This window comes from Salinibacterium sp. 10G20-15 (assembly GCF_057365065.1).
Genome location: NZ_CP195118.1, coordinates 2,217,634 through 2,240,057 on the forward strand (window position 1 = coordinate 2,217,634; position 22,424 = coordinate 2,240,057).

Consider the following 22,424-nt stretch of genomic DNA (forward strand, 5'->3'; position numbering starts at 1 on the left):
TCGAACGGATTGAGTGCCAATCGAGAGAGGTGGGTGGTGGCATGGTTTCCGCCCGCGGACTTGACGTGCTTCGAGTCATCGTCCAGGACTACGTTGCTACGCGCGAGCCTGTCGGATCTAAGTCAATTGTTGAGCGGCATTCCTTCGGGGTGTCGGCAGCGACAATTCGAAACGACATGGTTTTGCTTGAAGACGAAGAGCTCATTACGGCACCTCACACGTCATCGGGGCGGGTGCCGACCGACAAGGGCTATCGCATGTTCGTCGACCAATTGGCCGATTTGCGCCCTTTGACGAGCGCGCAACGCCAAGCCATTGAATCGTTCCTCGGTCAAGCAGACGATTTAGACGATGTCCTCGCACGTTCGGTTCGCTTGCTCTCGCAACTGACAAACAGCGTGGCGCTTGTGCAGTATCCCTCGCTCGCGACGGCTCGCGTGCGGCATGTCGAACTCGTTCCGTTGCACGCCACGCGAATCATGACGGTTTTCATCACCGACTCCGGTCGCGTAGAACAACGGCTCCTCGACGTCTCCGAACCGCTGGATGAGTCATTCTTGGGTGAGGTTCGCGCCAAGCTGAACTCCGCACTTACCGGGCAGTCTCTCCCCGACGCTGCCGAGCAACTCGCCAGCTTCGCAGAAATTTTTCCCCCCGTGCGTCAGGCTTTTGTTGGCCAAATCGCTACAAGCTTGATCGAGCAGGTTCTTGCTAATCGCGCTGACAAGCTCGTTCTCGCTGGTACCGCAAACCTCGCTCGCACTGAGCAAGATTTCACTGGCAGCATTTTTCCTGTTCTTGAGGCAATAGAAGAGCAAGTAACGTTGTTGCGCCTCTTCGGGGAGATGGAAGTGGCAAATGGATCAGTTTCAACTCGCATTGGGCGAGAAAACGCAGAATTTGGTTTAGAAGAAACTTCGGTCGTCACGGGAGGGTACTCCTCCTCCGGCGGCGGTGTTTCGCGCTTGGGCGTGCTTGGCCCCACGCGCATGGACTATTCGAACAACATGGCGGCGGTTCGCGCAGTGGCGCGATACCTGTCGCGGCTTTTGGAAGACAACTGAGCTCGTAAGGAGCGATCGGAACTTTGGCAGATCACTACGAAGCCCTCGGCGTTGCGCGCGAAGCAAGCCCGGAGGAAATTAAGAAGGCCTACCGCAAGCTTGCGCGGGAATTGCATCCCGACGTCAACCCCAGTGCGGATGCGTCGGAGCGCTTCAAAACAGTTACGCATGCGTACGACGTGCTGAGCGATCCGCAACAGCGTCAGCAATACGACATGGGCGGCAGCGGCGGCTTCGGCGGCGGCGCCAACTTCGGTTTCGGCGACATCTTCGAGACGTTCTTCGGCGGTGGGGGCGGCGGTCAGACCGCCGGCCCGCGATCCCGTCGAGAGCGCGGTCAAGACGCATTGCTTCGCGTTGAGGTCAGCCTCAAAGACACCATGTTCGGCGTTACGCGCGACATTGAGGTCAACACGGCCGAGCTGTGCGAGACGTGTGAGGGCAGCTGCGCGGCTCCTGGCACTTCACCCGTGCGGTGCGATATTTGTCAAGGCACCGGCCAGATCCAGCGTCAGGTACGAAGCCTTCTCGGCAACGTCATGACGTCGAGCCCCTGTGGCACCTGTCGCGGTTACGGCAACATCATCGTCAACCCCTGCGCTACGTGTGCCGGCCAGGGGCGCGTTCGTGCGCAACGCACTCTCTCGGTCGACATCCCAGCCGGTGTTGAGACGGGGCTGCGTCTGCAGATGCCCGGTCAGGGTGAGGTTGGTCCCGCCGGTGGCCCCAATGGAGACCTGTTCCTCGAGATTAAGGTTCGCCACCACGACATCTTCAGTCGTGCCGATGACGATCTTCTGGCCACGGTCGAGGTCGAAATGATCGATGCGATTCTGGGCACCACGGTCAAGCTCGACGGCCTCGACGGAGAAATCGATGTCACCATCAAGCCCGGTACGCAGAGCGGCGAGGTTCTCACCATTCGCGATCGAGGCATTACGAGTCTGCGAGGTAATGGCCGCGGAGATGTGCGGCTGGGCATCCAAGTCGTCACTCCCACCAAGCTCAGCGGCGCCGAGCAGACACTCATTAAGCAGCTCGCGGCTGTGCGCAAGAGCAAGCAACCGCATTTTGCTGAGTTTCAACAGGGGCTTTTTGCGAAGCTTCGTGATCGCTTTCTCTAATAGCTCATGGCACATCTTTATTTCGATGAGGAGCTCGACAACGTTGGCGTCGGCGCTTCCGTTTCCCTGAGCAACGCTGAGGCACGGCATGCGGTGACGGTGTCACGCCTCAAAGTGGGCGAGACTATCGCGATCGGTAACGGTGCTGGTTTGGTCGTTTCCGGTCCGATCGTCACGGCCGAACACACCGAGCTCACCATCGAAGTAGCGGATGTTCGCCGGTCTCCTCGGCGCACCCCGGCAGTTTTTCTGGCGCAGGCGCTCGCCAAAGCTGATCGTGACGAGCTCGCAGTGCAGGTCGCCACTGAACTCGGTGTCGACGGCGTCATCCCGTGGTCTGCGGCGCGCAGTATTTCGCGCTGGCAAGGCGCGAAAGTTGCCAAGGGCCGCGATCGCTGGGCAGCAATCGTTCGTGAAGCGAGCAAGCAGTCGCTGCGCAGCTGGATCCCCGACGTCCTTGATCTCGTGAGCACGAAGCAATTGGCAACTTTTGCTTCCACGACGCGGATGCTCGTGCTCGAGCCCACGGCAACGGAAACGTTGGCCGAAGTCAAAGTCGACGACCGAGACATCCTGCTCGTGGTGGGTCCGGAGGGCGGGGTGGCAGATCACGAGCTCGAGCTCTTGACGGCGGCGGGAGCATCCACGATTCGACTGGGCAGTGAAGTGTTACGCACGTCGACTGCGGGCCCGGCGGCCATGGCAGCGTTGAACGTCAAACTTGGCCGTTGGAGCTAGAGGTTTAGGCTAGAGACATGTCTGATTCCCCATCGATCTTCACCAAGATCATCGCTCGCGAGATTCCCGCGGATATCGTCTTCGAGTCAGACGCGGTAATCGCGTTTCGCGACATCGCGCCTCAAGCACCCGTGCACTTGCTCGTTGTGCCTAAAACCGAAGAGTTCGCCAACGTTACGGAGCTTGCCGCAGGCAACCCGGCGCTACTGGCTGAACTTGTCGCGGTCGCCCAATCGCTTGCCGACGAACATGCAGGCGGGCAGTACAGACTGATCTTTAACACTGGCGAAAACGCTGGTCAAACTGTTTTCCACGTGCACGCTCATGTGCTCGGCGGAAACCTCGAGGAAGGCACCCTTGGCCACTAGTGACTCCGAGTCCGCAGGTTCGATAGAGCGCGAGAGCGTCTCGATTGAAGTAGACGGTGTCGCCATGGTGCGACTTCTTGGCCCTCACGATCGACTTCTCAAGGTCGTCGAAAGCAAATTTCCCAACGTGGAAATGCACGTTCGCGGTAACGAAATCACCCTCACGGGCGATGCGTCATCGGTTGAGGCAGCCCGACGACTCGTCGATGAACTCATCACGATGGTGCGCGGCGGCCACGACCTCGGCGAGATAGAAGTCGATGCCTCGGCAAAAATTATCCGCGGCAACCAGGGTAGCCCCCAACAGTTGCTCGGCCAGACCATCCTCACGGCGCGCGGCAAGGCCATTCGACCCAAGACCCTGGGTCAGGCGCAATACGTTGACGCAATGGATAACAACACCATCGTGTTTGGTATAGGACCGGCCGGTACCGGAAAGACCTATCTCGCGATGGCGAAAGCCGTGCAGGCTCTTCAACGCAAAGAAGTCGACCGGATCATCCTGAGCCGTCCGGCGATCGAAGCGGGGGAGCGTCTTGGGTTCCTGCCGGGCTCGCTCACCGACAAGATCGATCCGTACCTGCGTCCGCTCTACGACGCTCTGAACGACATGATGGATCCAGAACTCGTGCCGAAGCTACTCGCCGCGGGCACCGTCGAGGTCGCGCCGCTCGCGTACATGCGTGGTCGCACGCTCAACAACTCGTTCGTGGTTCTCGACGAAGCTCAAAACACCACTCCCGAGCAAATGAAGATGTTTCTGACGCGCCTCGGTTTCGACTCTCAGATGGTCGTTACGGGCGACATCACTCAGGTCGACCTTCCCGAGGGAGCGAGCGGGCTCAAGCTAGTCTCGAAGGTGCTGCGAGACATCGACGACATTCACTTTGCGGAGCTGTCGAGCGCCGACGTTGTTCGCCACACTCTTGTCGGCCAGATCGTCGACGCTTACACGACCTACGACGCCAAGAAACAGCGTGACGATTACAACCGCAACAACCGGCCGCCCAAGCGCAGCCGCAATCACGAGGGGCGCTAACGTGTCGATCGAAATCAACAACGAATCGGCCGTCGAGGTAGACGAGCATGCTTTCCAGCGTCTCTGCACATTTGCTTTGGACCAGCTACACGTGCATCCAGACGCCGAACTGGGCATTGTCTTTGTCGACGAGGCCGCCATGGAGCAGCTGCACGTGCAATGGATGGACGAACCGGGCCCCACAGACGTCTTGAGTTTTCCCATGGATGAACTGCGCCCCGGGACTGAAGAACGTCAAACGCCCGCCGGCTTGCTCGGCGATATCGTGGTGTGTCCACAAGTGGCGATCTCCCAAGCTGAGACCGCCGGCCACAGTCCGCTAGAAGAGATGCTGCTGCTGACCACTCACGGGCTGCTGCACCTGCTGGGCTTTGACCATGCGGAGCCCGAGGAAGAAAAAGAGATGTTCGGCCTTCAGCGTGAAATCTTGGCGCAGTTTGCTCAAGCAGAACGAAGCAAGTAGCTCGTCATGCTGATCGGTATCTTCATTACCGTCGCGATCCTGCTGGTGTCGCTCGGCGGTTTACTTGCGGCCGCAGACTCCGCGCTAACGGTGTTGAGCCGAAGCGATCTCGTCGAACTGGCCGGACGTAGCCGCGCCCAGAAGTCCATCCTGGCGATTTCGCACGACACCGGCGCTCACATCAATGCGCTCAACTTCATGCGAATCGTCGTGGAGACAACCGCGGCCGTGCTCGTTACGCTCGTCTTCGCCTCCGTCTTTGAGCAGTGGTGGCTTGTGCTGCTGTTCAGCGCCCTCATCATGACCGGCGCGTCGTTCGTGCTCGTCGGGTCGAGTCCCCGCAGCGTCGGGCGCGCCCACTCTCGCAAGGTGTTGCAGCTCTCGGCTCGGTTCGTTCGCGGCATCCGCGTCATCCTCGGCCCGATCGCGGACGCGCTCGTCGCGGTCGGCAACCGCGTCACTCCAGGCCGCCCGCGCACGGCGACCTTCTCAAGCGAAGAGCAACTGCTCAGCATGGTGGATGAAGCGACCGAGCACGAAGTTCTCGATCAAGATGACCGGGACCTCATCCACTCCATCTTCGACTTCAACAGCACAGTGGTGCGAGAAGTGATGATCCCGCGCACCGACATGGTGACGGTGGAGGCCGATGTCACGGCCAGCGCAGCGATGGGACTCTTCTTGAGCCGCGGAGTTTCCCGGGTGCCCGTAATTGGCGAGGACATCGACCAAGTGATGGGCGTGCTGTACCTGCGTGACATCGCGCGAGTCGTCTACGAGCAGCCGGCCGAAGCAGACAAACTCACCACCCAAGCGCTCGCTCGCCCCGCACTCTTTGTGCCGGAATCGCAGCGCGCCGACAGCTTACTTCGCCAGATGCAGCTCGAATCGAACCACTTGGCGATGGTTGTCGATGAATACGGCGGCATCGCCGGACTAGTCTCGCTTGAAGACCTTATCGAAGAACTCGTCGGAGATATATCCGATGAATACGATCGTGAAGTAGCCGAGTTCGAAGAGTTGGCGGATGGCTCGTTCCGTGTGAGCGCTCGCCTCCCGATCGACGAACTGGGTGACCTATTCGGTCTCGAGCTCGACGATGACGAGGTCGACTCCGTCGGTGGCCTCATCATGAAGACCCTAGGACGACTGCCCGAAAGTGGCGCAGTCGCGCACTACTCAGGCCTCGTTCTCACGGCCGAACGTACCGAGGGCCGTCGCAAACGCATCAGCACTGTACTGGTGTCGGTCGACCCCTCCGGCACTAGTCAGCACGACTCACGCACGAATGAACGAGAGAACGGTGAATCACAGTGACCGACACCAGTGAATTCAGAGCAGGATTCGTGACTTTTGTAGGCCGGCCCAACGTGGGCAAGTCCACGCTGACCAACGCGCTCGTGGGCGAGAAGGTCGCGATCACGTCGTCTAAGCCTCAAACCACGCGCCGCGCCATCCGGGGCCTCGTGCACCGTAATGACGGCCAACTCATCATTGTGGATACTCCGGGGATGCACCGCCCACGCACCCTGTTGGGGGAGCGCCTGAACTCAATCGTTCAAGACACTCTCGGCGAGGTTGACGTTATCGGGCTGTGCGTTCCGGCGAATGAGAAGATCGGGCCTGGCGACCGCTATATCAACGAGCAATTGGATGCTTTCCCGCGAGCCAAGAAGGTCGCCATCGTGACGAAGATCGATGCTTCCTCGCGCCCCGGAGTCGCAGAGCAGCTCAAGGCTGTGGCAGAACTGCGCGATTGGGACGAAATCATTCCGATCTCGTCGTTTGACGACATCCAGCTCGACATTCTCTCGACCGAACTTGTCAAGCTCATGCCGGTCTCGCCTGCGCTTTACCCGGATGACGCTGTTACCGATGAGTCGACGGAATCGCGGGTGGCAGAACTTATTCGTGAGGCTGCGCTTGAGGGCGTTATGGATGAGCTTCCGCACTCCATCGCGGTCACTGTCGATGACATGATCGAACGAGATGACAAAAACCTACTTGAGGTTTTCGCCAACATCTTTGTCGAACGTGACAGCCAGAAGGGCATCATTATCGGCAAGGGTGGCGAGCGATTGCAAGACGTCGGCGCTCGTGCACGTGCTGAAATCGAGAAGCTCGTCGGAAAGCAGGTTTTTCTCTCGCTGCGTGTCAAGGTCGCGAAAGAATGGCAGCGCGACGCGAAGCAAATGGGCCGTCTCGGGTTCTAGTTTCTGATCGCCGCGTCGCGGCAGCGCGGCAACAGTTGGAGAACCAGTCCTGCGAGGCGGCGCCCGCAGTGCTAGGGTGAAATTGTGTTCTTCGGTCTGCTCCTCCTTAGCTGCCGCGACGAGTCCTAATCCAGGCCTCACTCGTCGCGGGGTTTGTCATTGGCTGACCAGATTCGTGGCGAGTGGCTCACAAAGCCTTGAGAACAACAGGAGCACCAAATGAAGAACAATCAGTCCGCATCATCGATGCCGGTTCATAAGTACCGTCCATTTCACGAGATCATTTCTGTCGATCTCCCGGACCGCACGTGGCCTTCGAAGCGCATTACCGAGGCGCCCCGCTGGTGTGCCGTTGACTTGCGCGATGGCAACCAAGCGCTGATCGACCCGATGAGTCCCGAACGCAAACGGATCATGTTCGATCTGCTTGTGAAGATGGGCTACAAGGAAATCGAGGTGGGGTTCCCCTCGGCCAGCCAGACTGACTTCGACTTTGTTCGCTCGCTCATCGAAACGAACGCAATTCCGGATGACGTTACCATTCAGGTGCTCACGCAGGCTCGCGAAGAACTCATCGTGCGCACCTACGAATCGATCAAGGGTGCTAAGCAAGCGATCGTTCACCTCTACAACTCCACGAGCGTGCTACAGCGCGATGTCGTGTTCCGCAAAGACAAGCAGGGCATCATCGATATTGCCCTCAACGGAGCTCGCATCTGTAAGGCTTCCGAGGCGATGGTGCCGGAGACCGACGTGTACTACGAGTACTCGCCAGAAAGCTACACCGGCACCGAGCTCGAGTTCGCGGTTGACATCTGCAACCAGGTGCTCGAAGTTTTCCAACCCACGCCTGAGCGCAAAGTCATCCTGAACCTGCCCGCCACCGTCGAAATGGCCACCCCCAACGTGTACGCCGACTCGATCGAGTGGATGTCGCGCAACGTCAATCACCGTGAGAACGTCATTATTTCGTTGCACCCTCACAACGACCGGGGAACGGGAATCGCTGCGGCGGAGCTGGGCTACATGGCCGGTGCCGATCGCATCGAAGGTTGCCTGTTCGGAAACGGTGAGCGCACCGGAAACGTCGACCTCGTTGCTCTGGGCCTCAACCTCTTCACCCAGGGCATTGACCCGCAGATCGATTTCAGCGATCTGGACGAGATCCGTCGCACTGCCGAGCACTGCAACCAACTGAAGGTACACGAGCGGAGTCCGTGGTCTGGTGACTTGGTTTACACCGCTTTCAGCGGGTCACATCAAGACGCGATCAAAAAGGGTTTCGAGTCAATGGCGGCTCAGGCCGAGCGCGAGGGTAAGCACGTCAACGAGCTGGTTTGGGCGGTTCCTTACCTCCCGATTGACCCGAAGGATGTTGGCCGCGGTTACGAAGCGGTCGTGCGTGTGAACTCGCAGTCCGGTAAGGGCGGCGTTGCTTACCTGCTCAAGACGGACCACAGCCTCGACCTGCCACGCAAGCTACAGATCGAATTCAGCGGTGTCGTGCAGTCGAAGACGGATGCCGAGGGCGGCGAAGTTTCGAGCGAGCAGATTTGGACCACTTTCCAAGACGAGTACCTGCCAGCATCCGCCGAGCACGCCGAACACAAGTGGGGTCGCTACGAGCTGCTTTCTACTCGCACGACGAGCGCCAACGATGGTGAGGTCAGCCTCGAAGCACGCTTGCGTGTCGATGACACTGAGATCGACGCCAGCCACATCGGAAACGGCCCGATCGATGCGTTCCTAGGCATGCTGTCCGCGCAGGGTCAAGGTATCGGCGTGAAGCTCTATGACTACGTTGAGCACACGATGAGCGAAGGCAGCAATGCCCAGGCCGCCGCCTACGTCGAGCTCGACATCAACGGTCAACGCCTGTGGGGCGTCGGCATCGATGGTGACATTTCGCGGGCATCCCTCAAGGCGATTGTGTCAGCGGTCAACCGCTGGGTGCGCGCCTCGCAGAACGCTCCTGAATCTGAGCTGGTCGCTGGCTAGCACTCGATTTCACACATGCCCCGCAGCGAGAGTTGTGGGGCATGTGATCGTTAACGGCGTTAACGGCGGCGAACAGTGGCGAGGGCGACGGGGCGGGCCGGGCGCGAGTTACGGCCGGCGAAACTTGGGCAGGCGACTAATGGTTCGCTGCTCTGGCAAGGTCCAGTTGAAGAGGACGGCGAGCACTCGAACGCCCACCGTGATGCCGACACAAATTGATGCTGCGAGGAGAACTGGCACGTCGAAGCTGCGCATGATGACGAGACTCGTGGCGCCGGACACAGCGGCGACGGCATAGAGCGACCCTACGTGCATGAGCGCGATCGGCATTGACAGCAGCATGTCGCGCAGGATCGAGCCGCCGACGCCTGAAATGGCGCCGACGAAAATTGCTGGCACCTCAGGAAGACCCATCGCGAGTGCTTTAGTCGTGCCGATTGCGCCGAAGAGTCCGATAGTGAGCGCGTCGAGCACTGTGATGACTGGGCCCATCCGGGCGATCAGTCGCTCAAGGAGCATCCCGAATAATGCGGCGCCTGTGGCCACGATGAGATACCAGTTGGTCGTCAGCACGACCGGGACCTCGGAGAGCACGACGTCGCGCACGATACCGCCGCCGAAGCCCGACGCTAGGCCGATGATGGCGACACCGAGGAGGTCGAGGCGGCGATCGCGGAATTGAGCGGCGAACATCGCGCCCTGCATGGCGCCGACGCCCACCGCTAACAGCCCCGCCCACAGCGGAATCTCGAAAGTCTCATTCACTCACCATTCGTACCACGCGCGGCGCGGACGGCGCAGTTGTGCTCCGGGCAGGCTTGAGATCGTGGTGTCGTGGTGTCGTGGTGTCGTGGTGTCGTGGTGTCGTGGTGTCGCCCGCATTGGTGCCCGCGCTGCCTGGTGGGGCCCACCCTTCGGAAATTCAGGAAAAACGCCACGACTGAGCTCGGGCGCCTCTGTCTCTGCGGCTCACGCCGCTGTCGGCGTGCGGATTTCCTGAATTTCCGAAGCGGCTAGGGTTAGGGTTAGGGCTAGGGCTAGGGCTGTGGGCTAGAGCGCGGGGGTGCGGGAGGAGCGAAGTCAAAAGGGAGCGCGGGGCAGGCGGGCGCTCGACAAAACGTGCGTGGTGCGGGCCGTCGCTCAGCAAACTCGCGAGAAGCGGAGGATACTTGTCGGGTGCCTACCTATCGTGATGAAGCCGTCGTGCTGCGCACCCACAAGTTGGGTGAAGCCGACCGCATCGTGACGATGCTCTCGCGCGAGCATGGCAAGATCCGCGCGGTAGCCAAGGGGGTGCGTCGCACGGCCTCGAAGTTTGGGTCGCGACTGGAACCCTTTATGGTCGCTGACATCCAGTGTTATATCGGTCGCAGTCTCGACATCATCCAGCAAGCGGAGTCGCTTGGTTCGTACGGCTCGAACATCACGGCCGATTACGCGAGCTACACCGCCGCGAGCGTGATGGTCGAAACGGCTGACAAAGTCACGGATGACGATGGCTCGTTGCAGCAATACCTTCTGCTGGTGGGTGCGTTGCGGTCTCTGTCGCGGCGCGAGCACAACCCGAGCCTGACGCTGGACTCCTATCTGTTGCGCAGCCTGTCGATTGCCGGCTGGGCCCCCAGTTTTGTGGATTGCGCGGTGACCGGTGCTCCCGGGCCGCACTCCGTTTTCGTGGCGCAGATGGGCGGTGTGGTGGCTGATGAGGTTGCGCCACCCGGTTCACCCCGACTGAGCCCCGCGACTCTCGAACTACTCGGCGCTTTACTCGCCGGTCAGTGGGATGTTGCCGAGGCAGCTGACGAGCGGTCACGATCGCAAGCTAGCGGCGTTGTCGCCGCGTACACCCAGTTTCATTTGGAGCGCAGTCTTCGCTCCATTCAGCATGTGGATCGGAGCGCATGAGCCGCGTAGCAAAAACTCACAAGGATGCCGAGGAATTTCGTCCGCTGGACTGGACCGACATCCATCCTCCTGCGATGCCCACAGGGTCTGTTCCCGAGCACATTGCGCTCGTCATGGACGGCAATGGGCGCTGGGCCAACGCGCGCGGTCTCACGCGTGTCGAGGGCCACAAAGCGGGGGAGGCGAGCCTGCTGGATGTCGTGGCTGGCGCCATCCAGATCGGTGTGAAGCACATCAGCGTGTATGCGTTTTCGACCGAAAACTGGAGCCGTTCGCCCGAAGAGGTTCGCTTTCTCATGGGGTTCAACCGGGATGTTCTGCACCGTCGCCGCGATCAACTTAACGAGTGGGGTGTGCGTGTGCGCTGGGCTGGGCGACGCCCGCGCCTGTGGACCTCTGTGATCAAAGAGCTGCAGTTCGCCGAAAAGCTTACCGAGAACAACAGCACGCTGACCCTCACAATGTGCGTGAACTATGGCGGCCGTAACGAGATCGCGGATGCCGTGCGCTCCATTGCCGATGATGTTGCGGCGGGCAAGCTGAAGCCGTCCGCTGTCTCGGAGAAGCTCGTCCAGAAGCGTCTCTATCAACCGCAATTGCCCGATGTCGACCTGTTTGTACGGTCGTCGGGGGAGCAGCGGATGAGTAACTTCATGCCTTGGCAGAGTGCCTATGCCGAGATGGTCTTTCTCGACACTCTGTGGCCAGATTTCACCAGGGAAGACCTGTGGGAGGCGATTCGTATTTATGCGAGCCGCTCGCGCCGTTTCGGTGGCGCGGTCGATGCCCCCGCGCCATCTCCCGCCTAGCCTCGCCGCCCTTTTGGTCAGAGTGACTTTAAGGTGTATTCTGTGTTCAGGTCAGCATGACTCTTACTGAAGGGAGTGGCGATGGAACAGAGTGAACAAGCAATCTCGCTTGCGGTATCAACCGTGATTTTTGCCCTGCGTCCCATTCCCGAGTCGGGTCAGAGCGCGCTGTGGATTCCTCTCGTGCGCCGCACCCGCGAGCCGTATGCCGGCCAGTGGGCGCTGCCCGGCGGTTGGGTCGGCAACGACGAAAGTCTGGCGGATGCCGCAGCTCGCAACCTGCTCGAAACTACTGCGCTCGAACCCGCCTACCTTGAACAGCTCTACGCCTTTGGTGACGTGGAGCGGTCGATCGGTGGGCGTGCTGTGTCGGTCGTTTATTGGGCGCTCGTGCGCCAAGAAGAGGCCGATCGGGCCACCGAGGGCGAGAATGTGCGCTGGTTCCCTGCAGATGACCTGCCGGAACTTGCTTTCGATCACAACGTGATCATCGACTACGCCCTGTGGCGGCTGCGCACCAAAATGGAATACTCGCGCATTGCTCGCGCCTTCTTGGGCGAGACGTTCACTCTCAGCGAGTTGCGCATCGTTCATGAGGCCGTGTTGCAAAAGCAACTCGATCCCGCCAATTTTCGTCGTCAGATCGAGAACTCAGGTTCACTGGTTCCCACTGACCACGTTGTCTCGGGAGGGCGTCACCGGCCTCCGAGGCTGTACCGCTATGACGAGAGCGTTGAGCTCGTTGACAACGGCCCGCTCGGCCACCTAAAGACAGGGAGCACTCGTGTCATCCATTGATTCGACTATTCAGCGCATCACCAAGACGGGCGACGGGGAGACCTGCGCTCCTGAGTTGGCCGATGGCCCCTGGACCTTTGACCTCGGTGTTCCGAGCTACGGCCCCGGTGCATCCATGGGCGATGTGATTCCCACTGGCGCACCTCGTCAGGGTCAGTTGCCGCTGGAGTATCAGCAAGCCTCCAACGAAGACCTCCACGCCCGCATCATCGCCGCCAAGGCCACGCTGGGAGACCGTGCGGTAGTGCTCGGGCACTTCTACCAACGCGACGAGGTCGTGCAGCACGCCGACTTCCTCGGCGATTCCTTCCAGCTCGCCAATGCGGCGCAGACCGTGCCGAATGCCGAAGCGATCGTGTTCTGCGGCGTTCACTTCATGGCCGAGACGGCTGACATCCTGGCGCGCGAGGACCAAGCTGTGATTCTGCCGAACCTCGCCGCCGGCTGCTCGATGGCTGACATGGCCGACATCGATTCGGTTGAAGAGTGCTGGGAACAGCTCACCGAAATCTACGGAACCGAGCCGGATGCCGATGGCCGTGTGCCGATCATCCCCGTGACGTATATGAACTCGTCTGCCGCGCTCAAGGGCTTTTGTGGTCGTAACGGCGGCATCGTGTGCACGAGCTCGAACGCCGCGATCGTTCTGGAGTGGGCCTACGAGCGTGGTCAGCGTGTGCTGTTCTTCCCCGACCAGCACCTTGGCCGCAACACGGCAAAGAAGATGGGCATTTCGACCGATCTCATGCCGATGTGGAACCCGAATAAGCCTCTCGGCGGCAACGACGCCGAGACCCTCAACGAAGCGAAGGTTGTGCTCTGGCACGGTTTCTGCAGCGTGCACAAACGTTTCAACGTTGGTCAGATTGAGCAGGCTCGCGCTGAGCACCCTGGTGTGCGCGTGATCGTGCACCCCGAGTGTCCGATGCCGGTAGTGGATGCCGCTGACGAAGCAGGGTCGACCGACTACATCCAGAAGGCTGTTGCTGCGGCGACCGAGCCGACAACGTTCGCGATTGGCACCGAGATCAACATGGTCAACCGGCTCGCTGCCGAGTACCCGCAGCACACGATCTTCTGCCTCGACCCGGTTGTGTGCCCGTGTTCAACGATGTACCGCATCCACCCCGGCTACCTTGCGTGGGTGCTCGAAGGCCTCGTTCACGGCGAAGTTCTCAACCAGATTACGGTCGCTGACGATGTGGCGGAACCGGCACGGGTGGCCTTGGAGCGGATGCTCGCCGCGAAGCCACCGGTGACGACGAAAGAAGCGTAACCATGGCACGCGTCATCGTTGTCGGTACCGGTATTGCCGGTCTGATCACCGCCTACCGTGCGAGCGCTCACCACGAAGTGGTTCTTGTGACCAAGTCGGAGCTCGCGGAGAGTAACACCAAGTACGCCCAGGGCGGTATTGCCGCTGTTCTGTTTCCCGATGACACCGTGGCCAGTCACGTCTCCGACACAATGATCGCGGGCGCGGGACTGTGCGAGCGGGATGCCGTTGAAGTGTTGTGCAGCGAGGGCCCCTTGCGCGTGCAAGAGCTCATCTCTCTCGGGGTGGAGTTCGACCGCATTGCCAATGGTGAGCTCGCTCGGGGACACGAAGCGGCGCACTCCTCGCGGCGCGTCATCCACGCCGGTGGAGACGCCACGGGGCTCGCGATCGAAGTCGCCCTGCTGCGCGCCGTCCGCGCGCTGGCCGTCGAGACCTACGCCTACACGTTCATGCGCGATCTGGTGACCGAGACGGATGCCGACGGCACGCCGCGTGTCACCGGCATCGACGTAATTGCTCCCGACGGCAACTCCCGAGTGATCGACGGAGACATCGTCGTTCTCGCGAGCGGCGGTGCCGGCCAGCTCTACAAGCACACGACGAATCCGTTCGTCACGACAGGTGACGGTGTCGCTGCCGCCTACCGCGCTGGTGCTGCTCTCGCCGATGTCGAGTTCTTCCAGTTTCACCCCACTTCTCTTGCGGTGCCGGGCAATCCGCTCGTCTCCGAAGCCGTTCGCGGTGAGGGCGCAACGCTGCTCGATGAGAACGGCAAGCGTTTCATGTTCGACGTGCACCCTGACGGTGAACTCGCCCCGCGCGATGTCGTCGCTCGCGGAATCGCCCGCGCCATGGAGAAGCAGGGTGGGCGCCCCATCATGCTCGACGCAACGGCATTGGGCTCTGAGTTTCTCGCCAAGCGTTTCCCCGGCATCTCCGAAGTGTGCGAGGAACACGGCTTCGATTGGGGAACGCAGCCGATTCCGGTGACGCCCGCAGCGCACTACTGGATGGGCGGCATCCGCACCGACATCGACGGCCGCACGAGCGTGCGTGGTCTCTATGCGGTGGGGGAGGCATCCTGCACCGGGGTGCACGGCGCCAACCGCCTCGCTTCCAACTCGCTCCTCGAATCGCTCGTCTTCGCCTGGCGCGCCGCGGATGCCCTCAACCTGCCTCAGCGGGCGATCGAGGTCGACGCGCTTGAGCCCCAGTTCGAAATCACGGGCAAAGAGCCGTTTACGCGTGATCAGCTGCGCGAACTCATGTGGAGCCACGTCGGACTTGAGCGTGACGCGACTCGTCTCGAAGAAGCATCCGCGATCTTGGCTAGTTGGCACTCCGAGCCGAACACCGTCGAGGGCGCAGAGAACGCGAACCTGCTCGACCTTGCACGTCTCGTCGTTGTCGCTGCGCTCCGCCGCAAGGAATCGCGCGGAGCCCACGAACGCACCGACTACCCGGAGACCCGCGAAGAGCTCGCCTTCTCCACGCGCTGGGCAGCCGTCAACGTAGCGGGCGACTTCATCCCGGCAGAAGACCAAGCAGAAACGGCAACTCGATGAATCAGCAGCTCGTTGACAACGTGATCCTGATGGCTCTCGCCGAAGATGCGCCCTGGGGAGATATCACGAGCGACGCTTTTGTGCCCGCAGACGCCACCGCCACCGCCGTGCTCAATGCGCGAGAGGCCGGAGTCGCCAGTGGCCTCGATGTCTTCGCTCGAACATTCAAACTCGTGGATGCTCAGGCTGAGGTCACGCTGCAGGCCAGTGATGGCGACTCATTTACCGCCGGCCAGCAACTCGCTTCGGTTTCCGGTAACGCCCGCGCTGTTCTGCGGGCGGAGCGCATCGCTCTCAACCTCAGCCAGCGGATGTCGGGAATCGCCACGCAGACCGCGGCCTACGTCGCTCAAGTGGCGGGCACGCACGCGCGGGTCGTCGATACGCGCAAGACCACGCCGGGGCTGCGCGCTCTCGAACGTCACGCTGTGCGTTCGGGTGGTGGCCACAATCACCGCTTCAGCCTCTCGGATGCCGTGATGGCCAAAGACAACCACCTGGCGGTTCTCGCTGCGGCCGGTATCGAACTCGGCGAGGCCATTCGTCAGGCTCGTGCCCGGATCGGTCACACTACTCACCTCGAAGTCGAAGTCGACCGTCTTGACCAGGTCGAGACTGTCGTCTCGGCGCGCGTCGACACCATCATGCTCGACAACTTCTCGCTCGATGACCTGCGTGCCGGCGTCGAGCTCGTGGCTGGCCGCGCCATCGTCGAGGCCAGCGGAGGCGTGAACCTCGACACTATCGCCGCCATCGCGGCAACTGGCGTCGATGTCATCTCCGTCGGAGCCCTCACCCACAGCGTTCGTTCACTCGACCTCGGCCTCGATATCGCGGTGAGCGCCGCACACTAATGATCTTTCTCGACTCCGCAGCAACCACACCCGTGCGCCGTGAGGTGCTTGAAGCGATGTGGCCGCTGCTCACGGGAGACTTCGGCAACCCGTCCAGCCATCACGAGCTGGGGGAGTCCGCGAAGCGTGCCCTGGATGCCGCCCGCACGAGTGTTGCCGCCTCGCTGGGGTGCCGGGCATCCGATGTCGTATTCACATCGGGCGGTACGGAGTCAGACAACCTCGCCATCAAAGGCCTCGCGCTTGCGGAGCCACGTGGACGCCACATCGTTACGAGTGCGATCGAGCATGAGGCCGTGCTGGAGTCCGTTGACTATCTCGCGCGCATCCACGATTTCGAGGTCACGGTGTTGCCGGTGGACGCTCACGGTCTCATCAACCTTGACGAGGCTCGGGATGCGCTGCGCCCCGACACCACGCTCTGCACGGTCATGTACGCGAATAACGAGATCGGTGCCGTGCAGCCCATTGCTGCGCTCGCTGAACTCTGCCGCGCCCAGGGAGTGCCGCTGCACACGGATGCCGTTCAAGCCGCTGGCTGGCTTCCGCTTCACGTTGCCGGACTTGGTGTTGATGCCCTGAGCCTGTCCGGACACAAGCTCGGCGCGCCCAAGGGGATCGGTGTGCTGATGGTCAAGGGGCGTCGCAGCCTCGAGCCCGTATTGCACGGGGGAGGTCAAGAGCGTGGAAAGCGCTCCGGCACCGAGAACGTTGCGGGTGCTGTCGGGTTCGCCCATGCCCTTGCGCTCGCCGAAACCGACCGGGCTGAGCGTGCGGTCAAGATCGCGCAGCTACGGGATGACTTCGTCGCTGACGTGCTGACGCGGGTTCCCGCGGCGATCTTTACCGGGCCAGTGTTGGCGGGCGCTCAGGCCGGCGCTGACTCTCACGCTTGCGCCGACGGGGACGCTTCGGCACCCACACCCACCCGTCTCCCGAACAACGCCTCATTCTGCTTCCCCGGCACCAGTGGAGAATCACTCCTGCTCGAGCTCGGTCGGGCGGGCATTATCTGCTCTGCTGGTTCGGCGTGTGCCGTGGGGAGCGACGATGTCTCGCACGTGCTGACCGCGATCGGCATTGATGAAGCGATCGCCCACACGGCGGTGCGGTTTAGTCTCAGCGGGGATACGACAGCGGAACAGCTAGCCACGGTCGCCGCCGAGATCGAGACGGCCTATCGCGCGGTGCGCTCACTCTCCGGGTAGTCCTTCAAACCCCAGACGTCTCCGCCCAACGCGGTCAACGTTGCAATAGTCGTCGCCACGCTCGGGATCCGCGTTGCCCCCGGCTGAATCACGTACTGAATGGTGCGCTCACTCGAGGGCTGCGGGGCATGGATGCTCACGCCCTCCGGCAGCGTCAGTGACGACAGTGCCAGCTGGGGGAGAAGCGCCACCCCCAGCCCGCGTGAGACAAAGCTCAGAACCGCGAGAGCATTATCCGTCTCCAACCCGATCTCTGGCGCGAAACCCTCGATATTGCATAGGGCCAGCAAGTGACCGCGACACAGGGCGCAGCCCGCAATCCACGAGTCGTTGGCAAGATCGGCCAAGCTCACGCTGTCGGCCTTCGCCAGGGGGTGAGTGTCCGGCAGCACGAGCACTACAGGCTCCGTGAACAGCGGGACCGTCGTGTGGCTACCATCACGCGACAAATGCGGATCGGCGCGGTCCTCTGGGTACGAGAACGTAATCGCGAGATCCGCTGAACCGTCCCGCAACAACTGCAGCGCCTGTGGGGGTTCAGCCTCGACATAATTCACCGTCAAATTCGGATGCTGCTGCCGCAGCTGACGAATCAACCGCGGCACGAGCGTCGACGACGCCGTCGGGAAAGCCGCGATGCGGACAGTACCGCTCGAGAGACCGGCCAGTTCTGCGAGTTCGGCGCTCGCCGCATCCACCGCATTGAGCACGGTCACGGCATGGCTCGCGAGGGCGCGACCAGCTTCGGTGAGGCGCACCCCACGTCCAGAACGCACGACGAGCGCGAGTCCCAGTCGCGACTGGGCGCGAGTGAGGTGCTGGCTCAGGGCAGGTTGGCTGTAGCCGAGAACGCGGGCAGCTTCGCTGATCGTGCCGTGTTCAGAAATCGCACGAACGATGCGCAGCGAGAGAAGGTCTGGAGTGGTGTCCATGGAGCAAGCATAACTAAACGTGATCTTTGGTATCCCAATCATGCTCTTGTCGCATGTATCGCGACGCGGGAACATGAGGGCATGACCTCCCCAGCTCTGGCCAGCGCCATCGACAGCTTCGCGAACACCCGCGGCTACCTTTCCGCTGCCACCATGGGGCTCCCAACCTGCGCCGCCGTCACCGAGATGAAGGAAAAGCTCGGGCAGTGGGCTACCGCCACCTGCAACCCCATGAATTACGGAGACATCGTCGAGCGCACGCGTGGCCACTACGCCCGTCTTGTCGGCGTAGACACCAGCCGCGTCGCCATCGGTTCGCAAACCTCGGTTATGGCCTCATTGATCGCGTGCTCGCTGCCGGCTGGTTCCGAAGTGCTCGTCGTCGAATCCGACTTCACGTCGATCGTGTTCCCGTTCCTGCAGCACCGTGACCTTCAGGTGCGCGCCGTGCCGCTGGCCGAACTCGCGGATGCCATCACCGATACCACCGCGCTCGTCGCGTTCTCGCTCATCCAATCGTGCAACGGCAAGGTCGCCGATGTGCCGGCGATCCTTGCTGCTGCTGACCGTCACGGAGCTCGCACGCTCTGCGACGTAACCCAGGCCGCCGGCGTTCACCCCGTGGATGCCAGCCAATTCGACGCGACCGTATGCCACGCCTACAAGTGGCTGTGTTCGCCCCGCGGCGTCGCGTTTCTCACGATCTCCGAGAATTTCGCCGAGCACATCACACCCGTGCAAGCGGGCTGGTATGCCGGAGATGATGTCTGGGGCAGTGTCTACGGCACCGAGATGAACCTCGCGAAAGACGCTCGCCAGTTCGACGTGTCACCCGCGTGGCAGGCCTGGGTGGGAGCCGAGCATCCGATCGCCATGTTTGCCGATCTGGATATCTCCGAAGTCTGGAAACACTGCACGGGGCTCGCCAACCTGCTCTGCGACGAGCTCGGAATCGAACGTCAAAATCAAGCCATCGTCACGTGGCCGGATGAAACTGGTGCCGACCTCGCCAAGCTGACGGCGGCGGGAATCACAGCCTCCGGTCGCGCCGGACGCCTTCGCGCCGCATTCCACCTCTGGAACACCGAAGAGGACGTCGCGGCGGTTATCGTTGCGCTGCGCGTCTAGCTAAACTGGTCGTCCGCCGACCGTGCATCCAGCTCGGCTGACTATTGGAGTTTCTGTGGCTACGCCTAACCCCCTCGACGCCGTCATCAACCTCGCCAAGCGCCGAGGTTTTGTCTTCCAATCGGGAGAGATTTACGGCGGTTCACGCTCAGCTTGGGACTACGGCCCGCTGGGAACCGCCCTCAAAGAGAACATCAAAAAGCAGTGGTGGCAGACCTTCGTTCAGGGTCGCGAAGACGTCGTCGGGCTCGACTCGGCCGTTATCCTGCCCCGCAAGGTGTGGGAAGCATCCGGTCACGTCGAGGTCTTCTCTGACCCGCTCGTCGAATCGCTGCACACCCACAAGCGCTACCGCGCCGACCACCTTCTCGAAGCCTACGAAGAGAAGCACGGCCACCCTCCTGTGAACGGGCTTGCCGACATCCGCGACCCTGACACCGGTCAGCCCGGATCGTGGACCGAGCCGCAAAACTTCTCGGGACTCCTCAAGACCTACCTTGGCCCCGTCGACAATGAAGAGGGCATGCACTACCTGCGTCCCGAAACCGCTCAGGGTATCTTCACCAACTTCGCCAACGTCATGGGCGCTGCTCGCATGAAGCCGCCCTTCGGCATCGGCCAGGTCGGAAAGTCATTCCGTAACGAGATCACCCCCGGAAACTTCATTTTTCGTACGCGTGAATTCGAGCAGATGGAGATGGAATTCTTCGTCGAGCCCGGCACCGACGAAGAGTGGCACCAGACCTGGATCGACGAATCCATGAAGTGGTACACCGACCTCGGCATCAACCCCGTAAACCTGCGCTTCTACGAGCACGCTCAAGAAAAGCTGTCGCACTACTCCAAGCGAACGGTGGATGTTGAGTACCGTTTCCGCTTCGCCGGTAGCGAGTGGGGCGAGCTCATGGGTATCGCTAACCGCACCGACTTCGACCTGCGCACGCACTCCGAAGCATCCGGTGCCGACCTGTCGTACTTCGACCAGGCCAAGGATGAGCGTTGGACGCCGTTCGTAATCGAGCCCGCGTTTGGACTCACCCGCGCGCTGATGGCCTTCCTCATTGATGCTTATGCTGAAGACGAAGCGCCAAATGCGAAGGGTGGCGTCGACAAGCGCACCGTTCTGCGCCTCGACCGCCGCCTCTCGCCGGTGAAGGTTGCCGTTCTGCCGCTGTCGCGCAACGAGCGCCTCTCGCCGATGGCGCGTGGCGTTGCTGCTGACCTGCGCAAGTACTGGAACGTTGACTTCGACGACGCCGGTGCTATTGGCCGCCGCTACCGTCGTCAAGACGAAATCGGAACCCCGTTCTGCGTCACGATCGACTTCGATTCGCTCGACGACAACGCAGTTACGATCCGTGAGCGCGACACGATGGAACAGAAGCGCATGCCGATTGAAGAGCTGCGCGGCTACCTCGCGCAGGAGCTCATCGGCTGTTAACCCCGCGGTGAGGTTCTCGGCGTCCTTCGTCGAGAGCCAGCACTGCGCTAAAGCGGCCCCGGACACTCGTCCGGGGCCGCTTTTCTGTCTGCGGCTGCGGCTGCGGCTCTGGCCCTGGCTCTGGCTCTGGCCCTGGCTCTGGCTCTGGCCCCGGCCGCCTCCACCTCCACCGCCTCCTCCACCGCCTCCTCCGCCTCCGCCTCCGCCTCCTCCGCCGCCGCCGCCTCCGCCCAGCCGACGTCTCGCGGCTTCCCGCTGAACCTCGTTACGTAATCGCACGACTCGTTCGCGTTCCACCCCAAACCCCTTCGGAAATTCAGGAAATCTGCCTTAGTACGCGATCGTGTCAAAGCCTGTCCCGCGGAATCCCGGCACTCCATTGAAAAGCTCCTGCGGATCTCCTGAATTTCCACAGCGAACTGCTCATCCACATGGCTTCAGCGGTCGGTTAATCAACTGAAGCCGCCTTCGCAGACCCTGCCGGCGAACCCACGACGATGCTGTCGTCATGGTGGATGTGCGCGAATTGGTCGATGGACTGGGAGGGCTTGCGCAAAAACAGCAGTTGGTCGCGCGAGGAGTCCGCGATTACGATCTCACTCGTGCTGTCCGGCGAAATGAGGTTGTGAGAGCTCGCCAAGGCTGGTACTCCACGGCGGCTGAATCAGAACCGCGTTTGCGAGCGGTGCGCGTGGGCGGTCGTCTTACCGGGATTTCGGCAATTGCAGACTGGGGCGGTTGGGTTCTCGGCGACCACCCGTTGCACGTGTCCGTGGCGCAGAACGCGGCACGATTGCGGAGCCCCGGGAATCGACGTCGCCCGCTCAATGATCACAGCAGCGTCCAAGTGCACTGGGATCCGGCTGAAGTTAATGATCAGGGAACGAATTGGCACGTGAGTGTATTCGATGCGCTCAAGCGTACGATTCTCGATGAAAACCTAGAAACGGCGGTGGCCGCGGCGGATTGGGCGCTGCATACAGGCCGGATCGACGAATTCGATCTCGAACGCCTGATCCTCACCTTGCCGATTGGCAAGCGGAAGATCCGCTCGTGGATCGATGGGCGTTGCGAGAGCTTGCCCGAGAGTCTCGCGCGTACCCGCCTGAGACTGAGCGGCCACCGGGTCGAGATCCAGGTTCCTGTGGGCCTCAAGCGGGTCGATCTTGTGGTGAACGGAATCGTTGGCCTCGAGATAGATGGGCGCCAGTTTCACGCTCATACTTTCGAAGAAGACCGTCTCAAGGCGATCGAAATCACGATCGCTGGATTTCATGCCATGAGCATTAGCGCAAGGATGATCTTTAGCCAGTGGGAGTTGTTTCTTCGGGGCCTGAATAGCGCGCTGGCCTCCCATTCGCAGTCTGGCTTCGAGAATTCAGGAACTCCGACGTTTTCAGAAATGCGACGCCAACGAAAACGCGAGTGGGGAGGGCTGAGCTTGCGGATTTCCTGAGTTTCCGAAGGTTGAGGCACCACGAGCCCACGATCGGTCAGC

21 protein-coding genes are annotated in these 22,424 nt (G+C 61.4%); 19 read left to right on the forward strand and 2 right to left on the reverse strand.

Annotated elements, in window-relative coordinates:
- Positions 1-41 precede the first annotated feature (41 nt).
- From hrcA to leuA, 9 genes are all read left to right on the forward strand, one after another.
- Positions 42-1,064, forward strand: coding sequence for a heat-inducible transcriptional repressor HrcA (gene hrcA, locus ACR3YK_RS10770; protein WP_486174872.1), 1,023 nt, complete (start codon positions 42-44; stop codon positions 1,062-1,064).
- A 23-nt stretch (positions 1,065-1,087) separates the two neighbouring features.
- Positions 1,088-2,188, forward strand: coding sequence for a molecular chaperone DnaJ (dnaJ, locus tag ACR3YK_RS10775; protein WP_486174873.1), 1,101 nt, complete (start codon positions 1,088-1,090; stop codon positions 2,186-2,188).
- A 6-nt stretch (positions 2,189-2,194) separates the two neighbouring features.
- Complete coding sequence (locus ACR3YK_RS10780) at positions 2,195-2,926, forward strand: 16S rRNA (uracil(1498)-N(3))-methyltransferase (RefSeq protein ID WP_486174874.1); 732 nt, start codon at positions 2,195-2,197, stop codon at positions 2,924-2,926.
- Positions 2,927-2,943: 17 nt separating this feature from the next.
- The gene (locus ACR3YK_RS10785) at positions 2,944-3,294 is read left to right on the forward strand and encodes a histidine triad nucleotide-binding protein (RefSeq protein WP_486174875.1); all 351 of its coding nucleotides are present in this window, start codon (positions 2,944-2,946) and stop codon (positions 3,292-3,294) included.
- Positions 3,284-4,333, forward strand: a complete 1,050-nt coding sequence (locus ACR3YK_RS10790; RefSeq protein ID WP_486174876.1) for a PhoH family protein — start codon at positions 3,284-3,286, stop codon at positions 4,331-4,333. The genes ACR3YK_RS10785 and ACR3YK_RS10790 overlap by 11 nt, the downstream gene beginning before the upstream one ends.
- A gap of 1 nt (position 4,334) precedes the next feature.
- A complete protein-coding gene (gene ybeY / locus ACR3YK_RS10795) occupies positions 4,335-4,796 on the forward strand; it encodes an rRNA maturation RNase YbeY (protein ID WP_486174877.1) in 462 nt (153 codons plus the stop codon).
- A gap of 6 nt (positions 4,797-4,802) precedes the next feature.
- Positions 4,803-6,113 carry a hemolysin family protein gene (locus ACR3YK_RS10800; RefSeq protein WP_486174878.1) on the forward strand — a complete coding sequence of 437 codons (1,311 nt, stop codon included), beginning with the start codon at positions 4,803-4,805 and terminating at the stop codon, positions 6,111-6,113.
- The gene (gene era, locus ACR3YK_RS10805; protein WP_486174879.1) at positions 6,110-7,009 is read left to right on the forward strand and encodes a GTPase Era; all 900 of its coding nucleotides are present in this window, start codon (positions 6,110-6,112) and stop codon (positions 7,007-7,009) included. Before ACR3YK_RS10800 ends, era begins: the two co-directional genes overlap by 4 nt.
- A gap of 219 nt (positions 7,010-7,228) precedes the next feature.
- Entirely contained in the window at positions 7,229-9,007 is a 1,779-nt protein-coding gene (gene leuA, locus ACR3YK_RS10810) for a 2-isopropylmalate synthase (protein ID WP_486174880.1), read from the forward strand.
- Between the two features lie 108 nt (positions 9,008-9,115).
- Here leuA and ACR3YK_RS10815 read toward each other — a convergent pair whose 3' ends face one another.
- On the reverse strand, positions 9,116-9,772 hold the full coding sequence (locus tag ACR3YK_RS10815; protein WP_486174881.1) for a trimeric intracellular cation channel family protein: 657 nt from the start codon (positions 9,770-9,772) through the stop codon (positions 9,116-9,118).
- Positions 9,773-10,183: 411 nt separating this feature from the next.
- Here ACR3YK_RS10815 and recO point away from each other — a divergent pair, with 411 nt between their 5' ends.
- From recO to ACR3YK_RS10850, 7 genes are all read left to right on the forward strand, one after another.
- The gene (recO, locus tag ACR3YK_RS10820; protein WP_341619780.1) at positions 10,184-10,912 is read left to right on the forward strand and encodes a DNA repair protein RecO; all 729 of its coding nucleotides are present in this window, start codon (positions 10,184-10,186) and stop codon (positions 10,910-10,912) included.
- Entirely contained in the window at positions 10,909-11,721 is an 813-nt protein-coding gene (locus tag ACR3YK_RS10825) for an isoprenyl transferase (RefSeq protein WP_486174882.1), read from the forward strand. Before recO ends, ACR3YK_RS10825 begins: the two co-directional genes overlap by 4 nt.
- A gap of 81 nt (positions 11,722-11,802) precedes the next feature.
- Positions 11,803-12,519 carry an NUDIX hydrolase gene (locus tag ACR3YK_RS10830; protein WP_486174883.1) on the forward strand — a complete coding sequence of 239 codons (717 nt, stop codon included), beginning with the start codon at positions 11,803-11,805 and terminating at the stop codon, positions 12,517-12,519.
- Positions 12,506-13,795, forward strand: a complete 1,290-nt coding sequence (nadA, locus tag ACR3YK_RS10835; protein WP_486174884.1) for a quinolinate synthase NadA — start codon at positions 12,506-12,508, stop codon at positions 13,793-13,795. Before ACR3YK_RS10830 ends, nadA begins: the two co-directional genes overlap by 14 nt.
- Positions 13,796-13,797: 2 nt before the next feature.
- Positions 13,798-15,363: an L-aspartate oxidase gene (gene nadB / locus ACR3YK_RS10840; RefSeq protein WP_486174885.1), complete on the forward strand. Its 1,566-nt coding sequence runs from the start codon at positions 13,798-13,800 to the stop codon at positions 15,361-15,363.
- Entirely contained in the window at positions 15,360-16,217 is an 858-nt protein-coding gene (gene nadC, locus ACR3YK_RS10845) for a carboxylating nicotinate-nucleotide diphosphorylase (protein ID WP_486174886.1), read from the forward strand. The genes nadB and nadC overlap by 4 nt, the downstream gene beginning before the upstream one ends.
- Positions 16,217-17,425 (forward strand): cysteine desulfurase family protein, encoded by a 1,209-nt coding sequence (locus ACR3YK_RS10850; protein ID WP_486174887.1) that lies wholly within the window; start codon positions 16,217-16,219, stop codon positions 17,423-17,425. The genes nadC and ACR3YK_RS10850 overlap by 1 nt, the downstream gene beginning before the upstream one ends.
- Here the strand turns inward: ACR3YK_RS10850 and ACR3YK_RS10855 are convergent.
- Positions 17,395-18,357: a LysR family transcriptional regulator gene (locus tag ACR3YK_RS10855; RefSeq protein WP_486174888.1), complete on the reverse strand. Its 963-nt coding sequence runs from the start codon at positions 18,355-18,357 to the stop codon at positions 17,395-17,397. The two genes, ACR3YK_RS10850 and ACR3YK_RS10855, sit on opposite strands and share 31 nt — an antisense overlap.
- An 81-nt stretch (positions 18,358-18,438) precedes the next feature.
- On the opposite strand from ACR3YK_RS10855, the gene ACR3YK_RS10860 reads away from it, so the two are divergent.
- From ACR3YK_RS10860 to ACR3YK_RS10870, 3 genes are all read left to right on the forward strand, one after another.
- Positions 18,439-19,485, forward strand: coding sequence for an aminotransferase class V-fold PLP-dependent enzyme (locus ACR3YK_RS10860; protein ID WP_486174889.1), 1,047 nt, complete (start codon positions 18,439-18,441; stop codon positions 19,483-19,485).
- 55 nt (positions 19,486-19,540) lie between these two features.
- Positions 19,541-20,926, forward strand: coding sequence for a glycine--tRNA ligase (locus ACR3YK_RS10865; protein ID WP_486174890.1), 1,386 nt, complete (start codon positions 19,541-19,543; stop codon positions 20,924-20,926).
- 508 nt (positions 20,927-21,434) lie between these two features.
- Positions 21,435-22,382 (forward strand): hypothetical protein, encoded by a 948-nt coding sequence (locus ACR3YK_RS10870; RefSeq protein WP_486174891.1) that lies wholly within the window; start codon positions 21,435-21,437, stop codon positions 22,380-22,382.
- The last annotated feature ends 42 nt before the right edge of the window (positions 22,383-22,424 follow it).

Excerpts from the sequence above, each read along its gene's own strand:
- hrcA (WP_486174872.1), top strand. The coding sequence starts at position 42 with ATGGTTTCCGCCCGCGGACTTGACGTGCTTCGAGTCATCGTCCAGGAC.
- ACR3YK_RS10780 (WP_486174874.1), top strand. The coding sequence starts at position 2,195 with ATGGCACATCTTTATTTCGATGAGGAGCTCGACAACGTTGGCGTCGGC.
- ACR3YK_RS10785 (WP_486174875.1), top strand. The coding sequence starts at position 2,944 with ATGTCTGATTCCCCATCGATCTTCACCAAGATCATCGCTCGCGAGATT.
- ACR3YK_RS10800 (WP_486174878.1), top strand. The coding sequence starts at position 4,803 with ATGCTGATCGGTATCTTCATTACCGTCGCGATCCTGCTGGTGTCGCTC.
- leuA (WP_486174880.1), top strand. The coding sequence starts at position 7,229 with ATGAAGAACAATCAGTCCGCATCATCGATGCCGGTTCATAAGTACCGT.
- ACR3YK_RS10825 (WP_486174882.1), top strand. The coding sequence starts at position 10,909 with ATGAGCCGCGTAGCAAAAACTCACAAGGATGCCGAGGAATTTCGTCCG.
- ACR3YK_RS10830 (WP_486174883.1), top strand. The coding sequence starts at position 11,803 with ATGGAACAGAGTGAACAAGCAATCTCGCTTGCGGTATCAACCGTGATT.
- nadB (WP_486174885.1), top strand. The coding sequence starts at position 13,798 with ATGGCACGCGTCATCGTTGTCGGTACCGGTATTGCCGGTCTGATCACC.
- nadC (WP_486174886.1), top strand. The coding sequence starts at position 15,360 with ATGAATCAGCAGCTCGTTGACAACGTGATCCTGATGGCTCTCGCCGAA.
- ACR3YK_RS10850 (WP_486174887.1), top strand. The coding sequence starts at position 16,217 with ATGATCTTTCTCGACTCCGCAGCAACCACACCCGTGCGCCGTGAGGTG.
- ACR3YK_RS10855 (WP_486174888.1), bottom strand. The coding sequence starts at position 18,357 with ATGGACACCACTCCAGACCTTCTCTCGCTGCGCATCGTTCGTGCGATT.
- ACR3YK_RS10860 (WP_486174889.1), top strand. The coding sequence starts at position 18,439 with ATGACCTCCCCAGCTCTGGCCAGCGCCATCGACAGCTTCGCGAACACC.
- ACR3YK_RS10870 (WP_486174891.1), top strand. The coding sequence starts at position 21,435 with ATGGTGGATGTGCGCGAATTGGTCGATGGACTGGGAGGGCTTGCGCAA.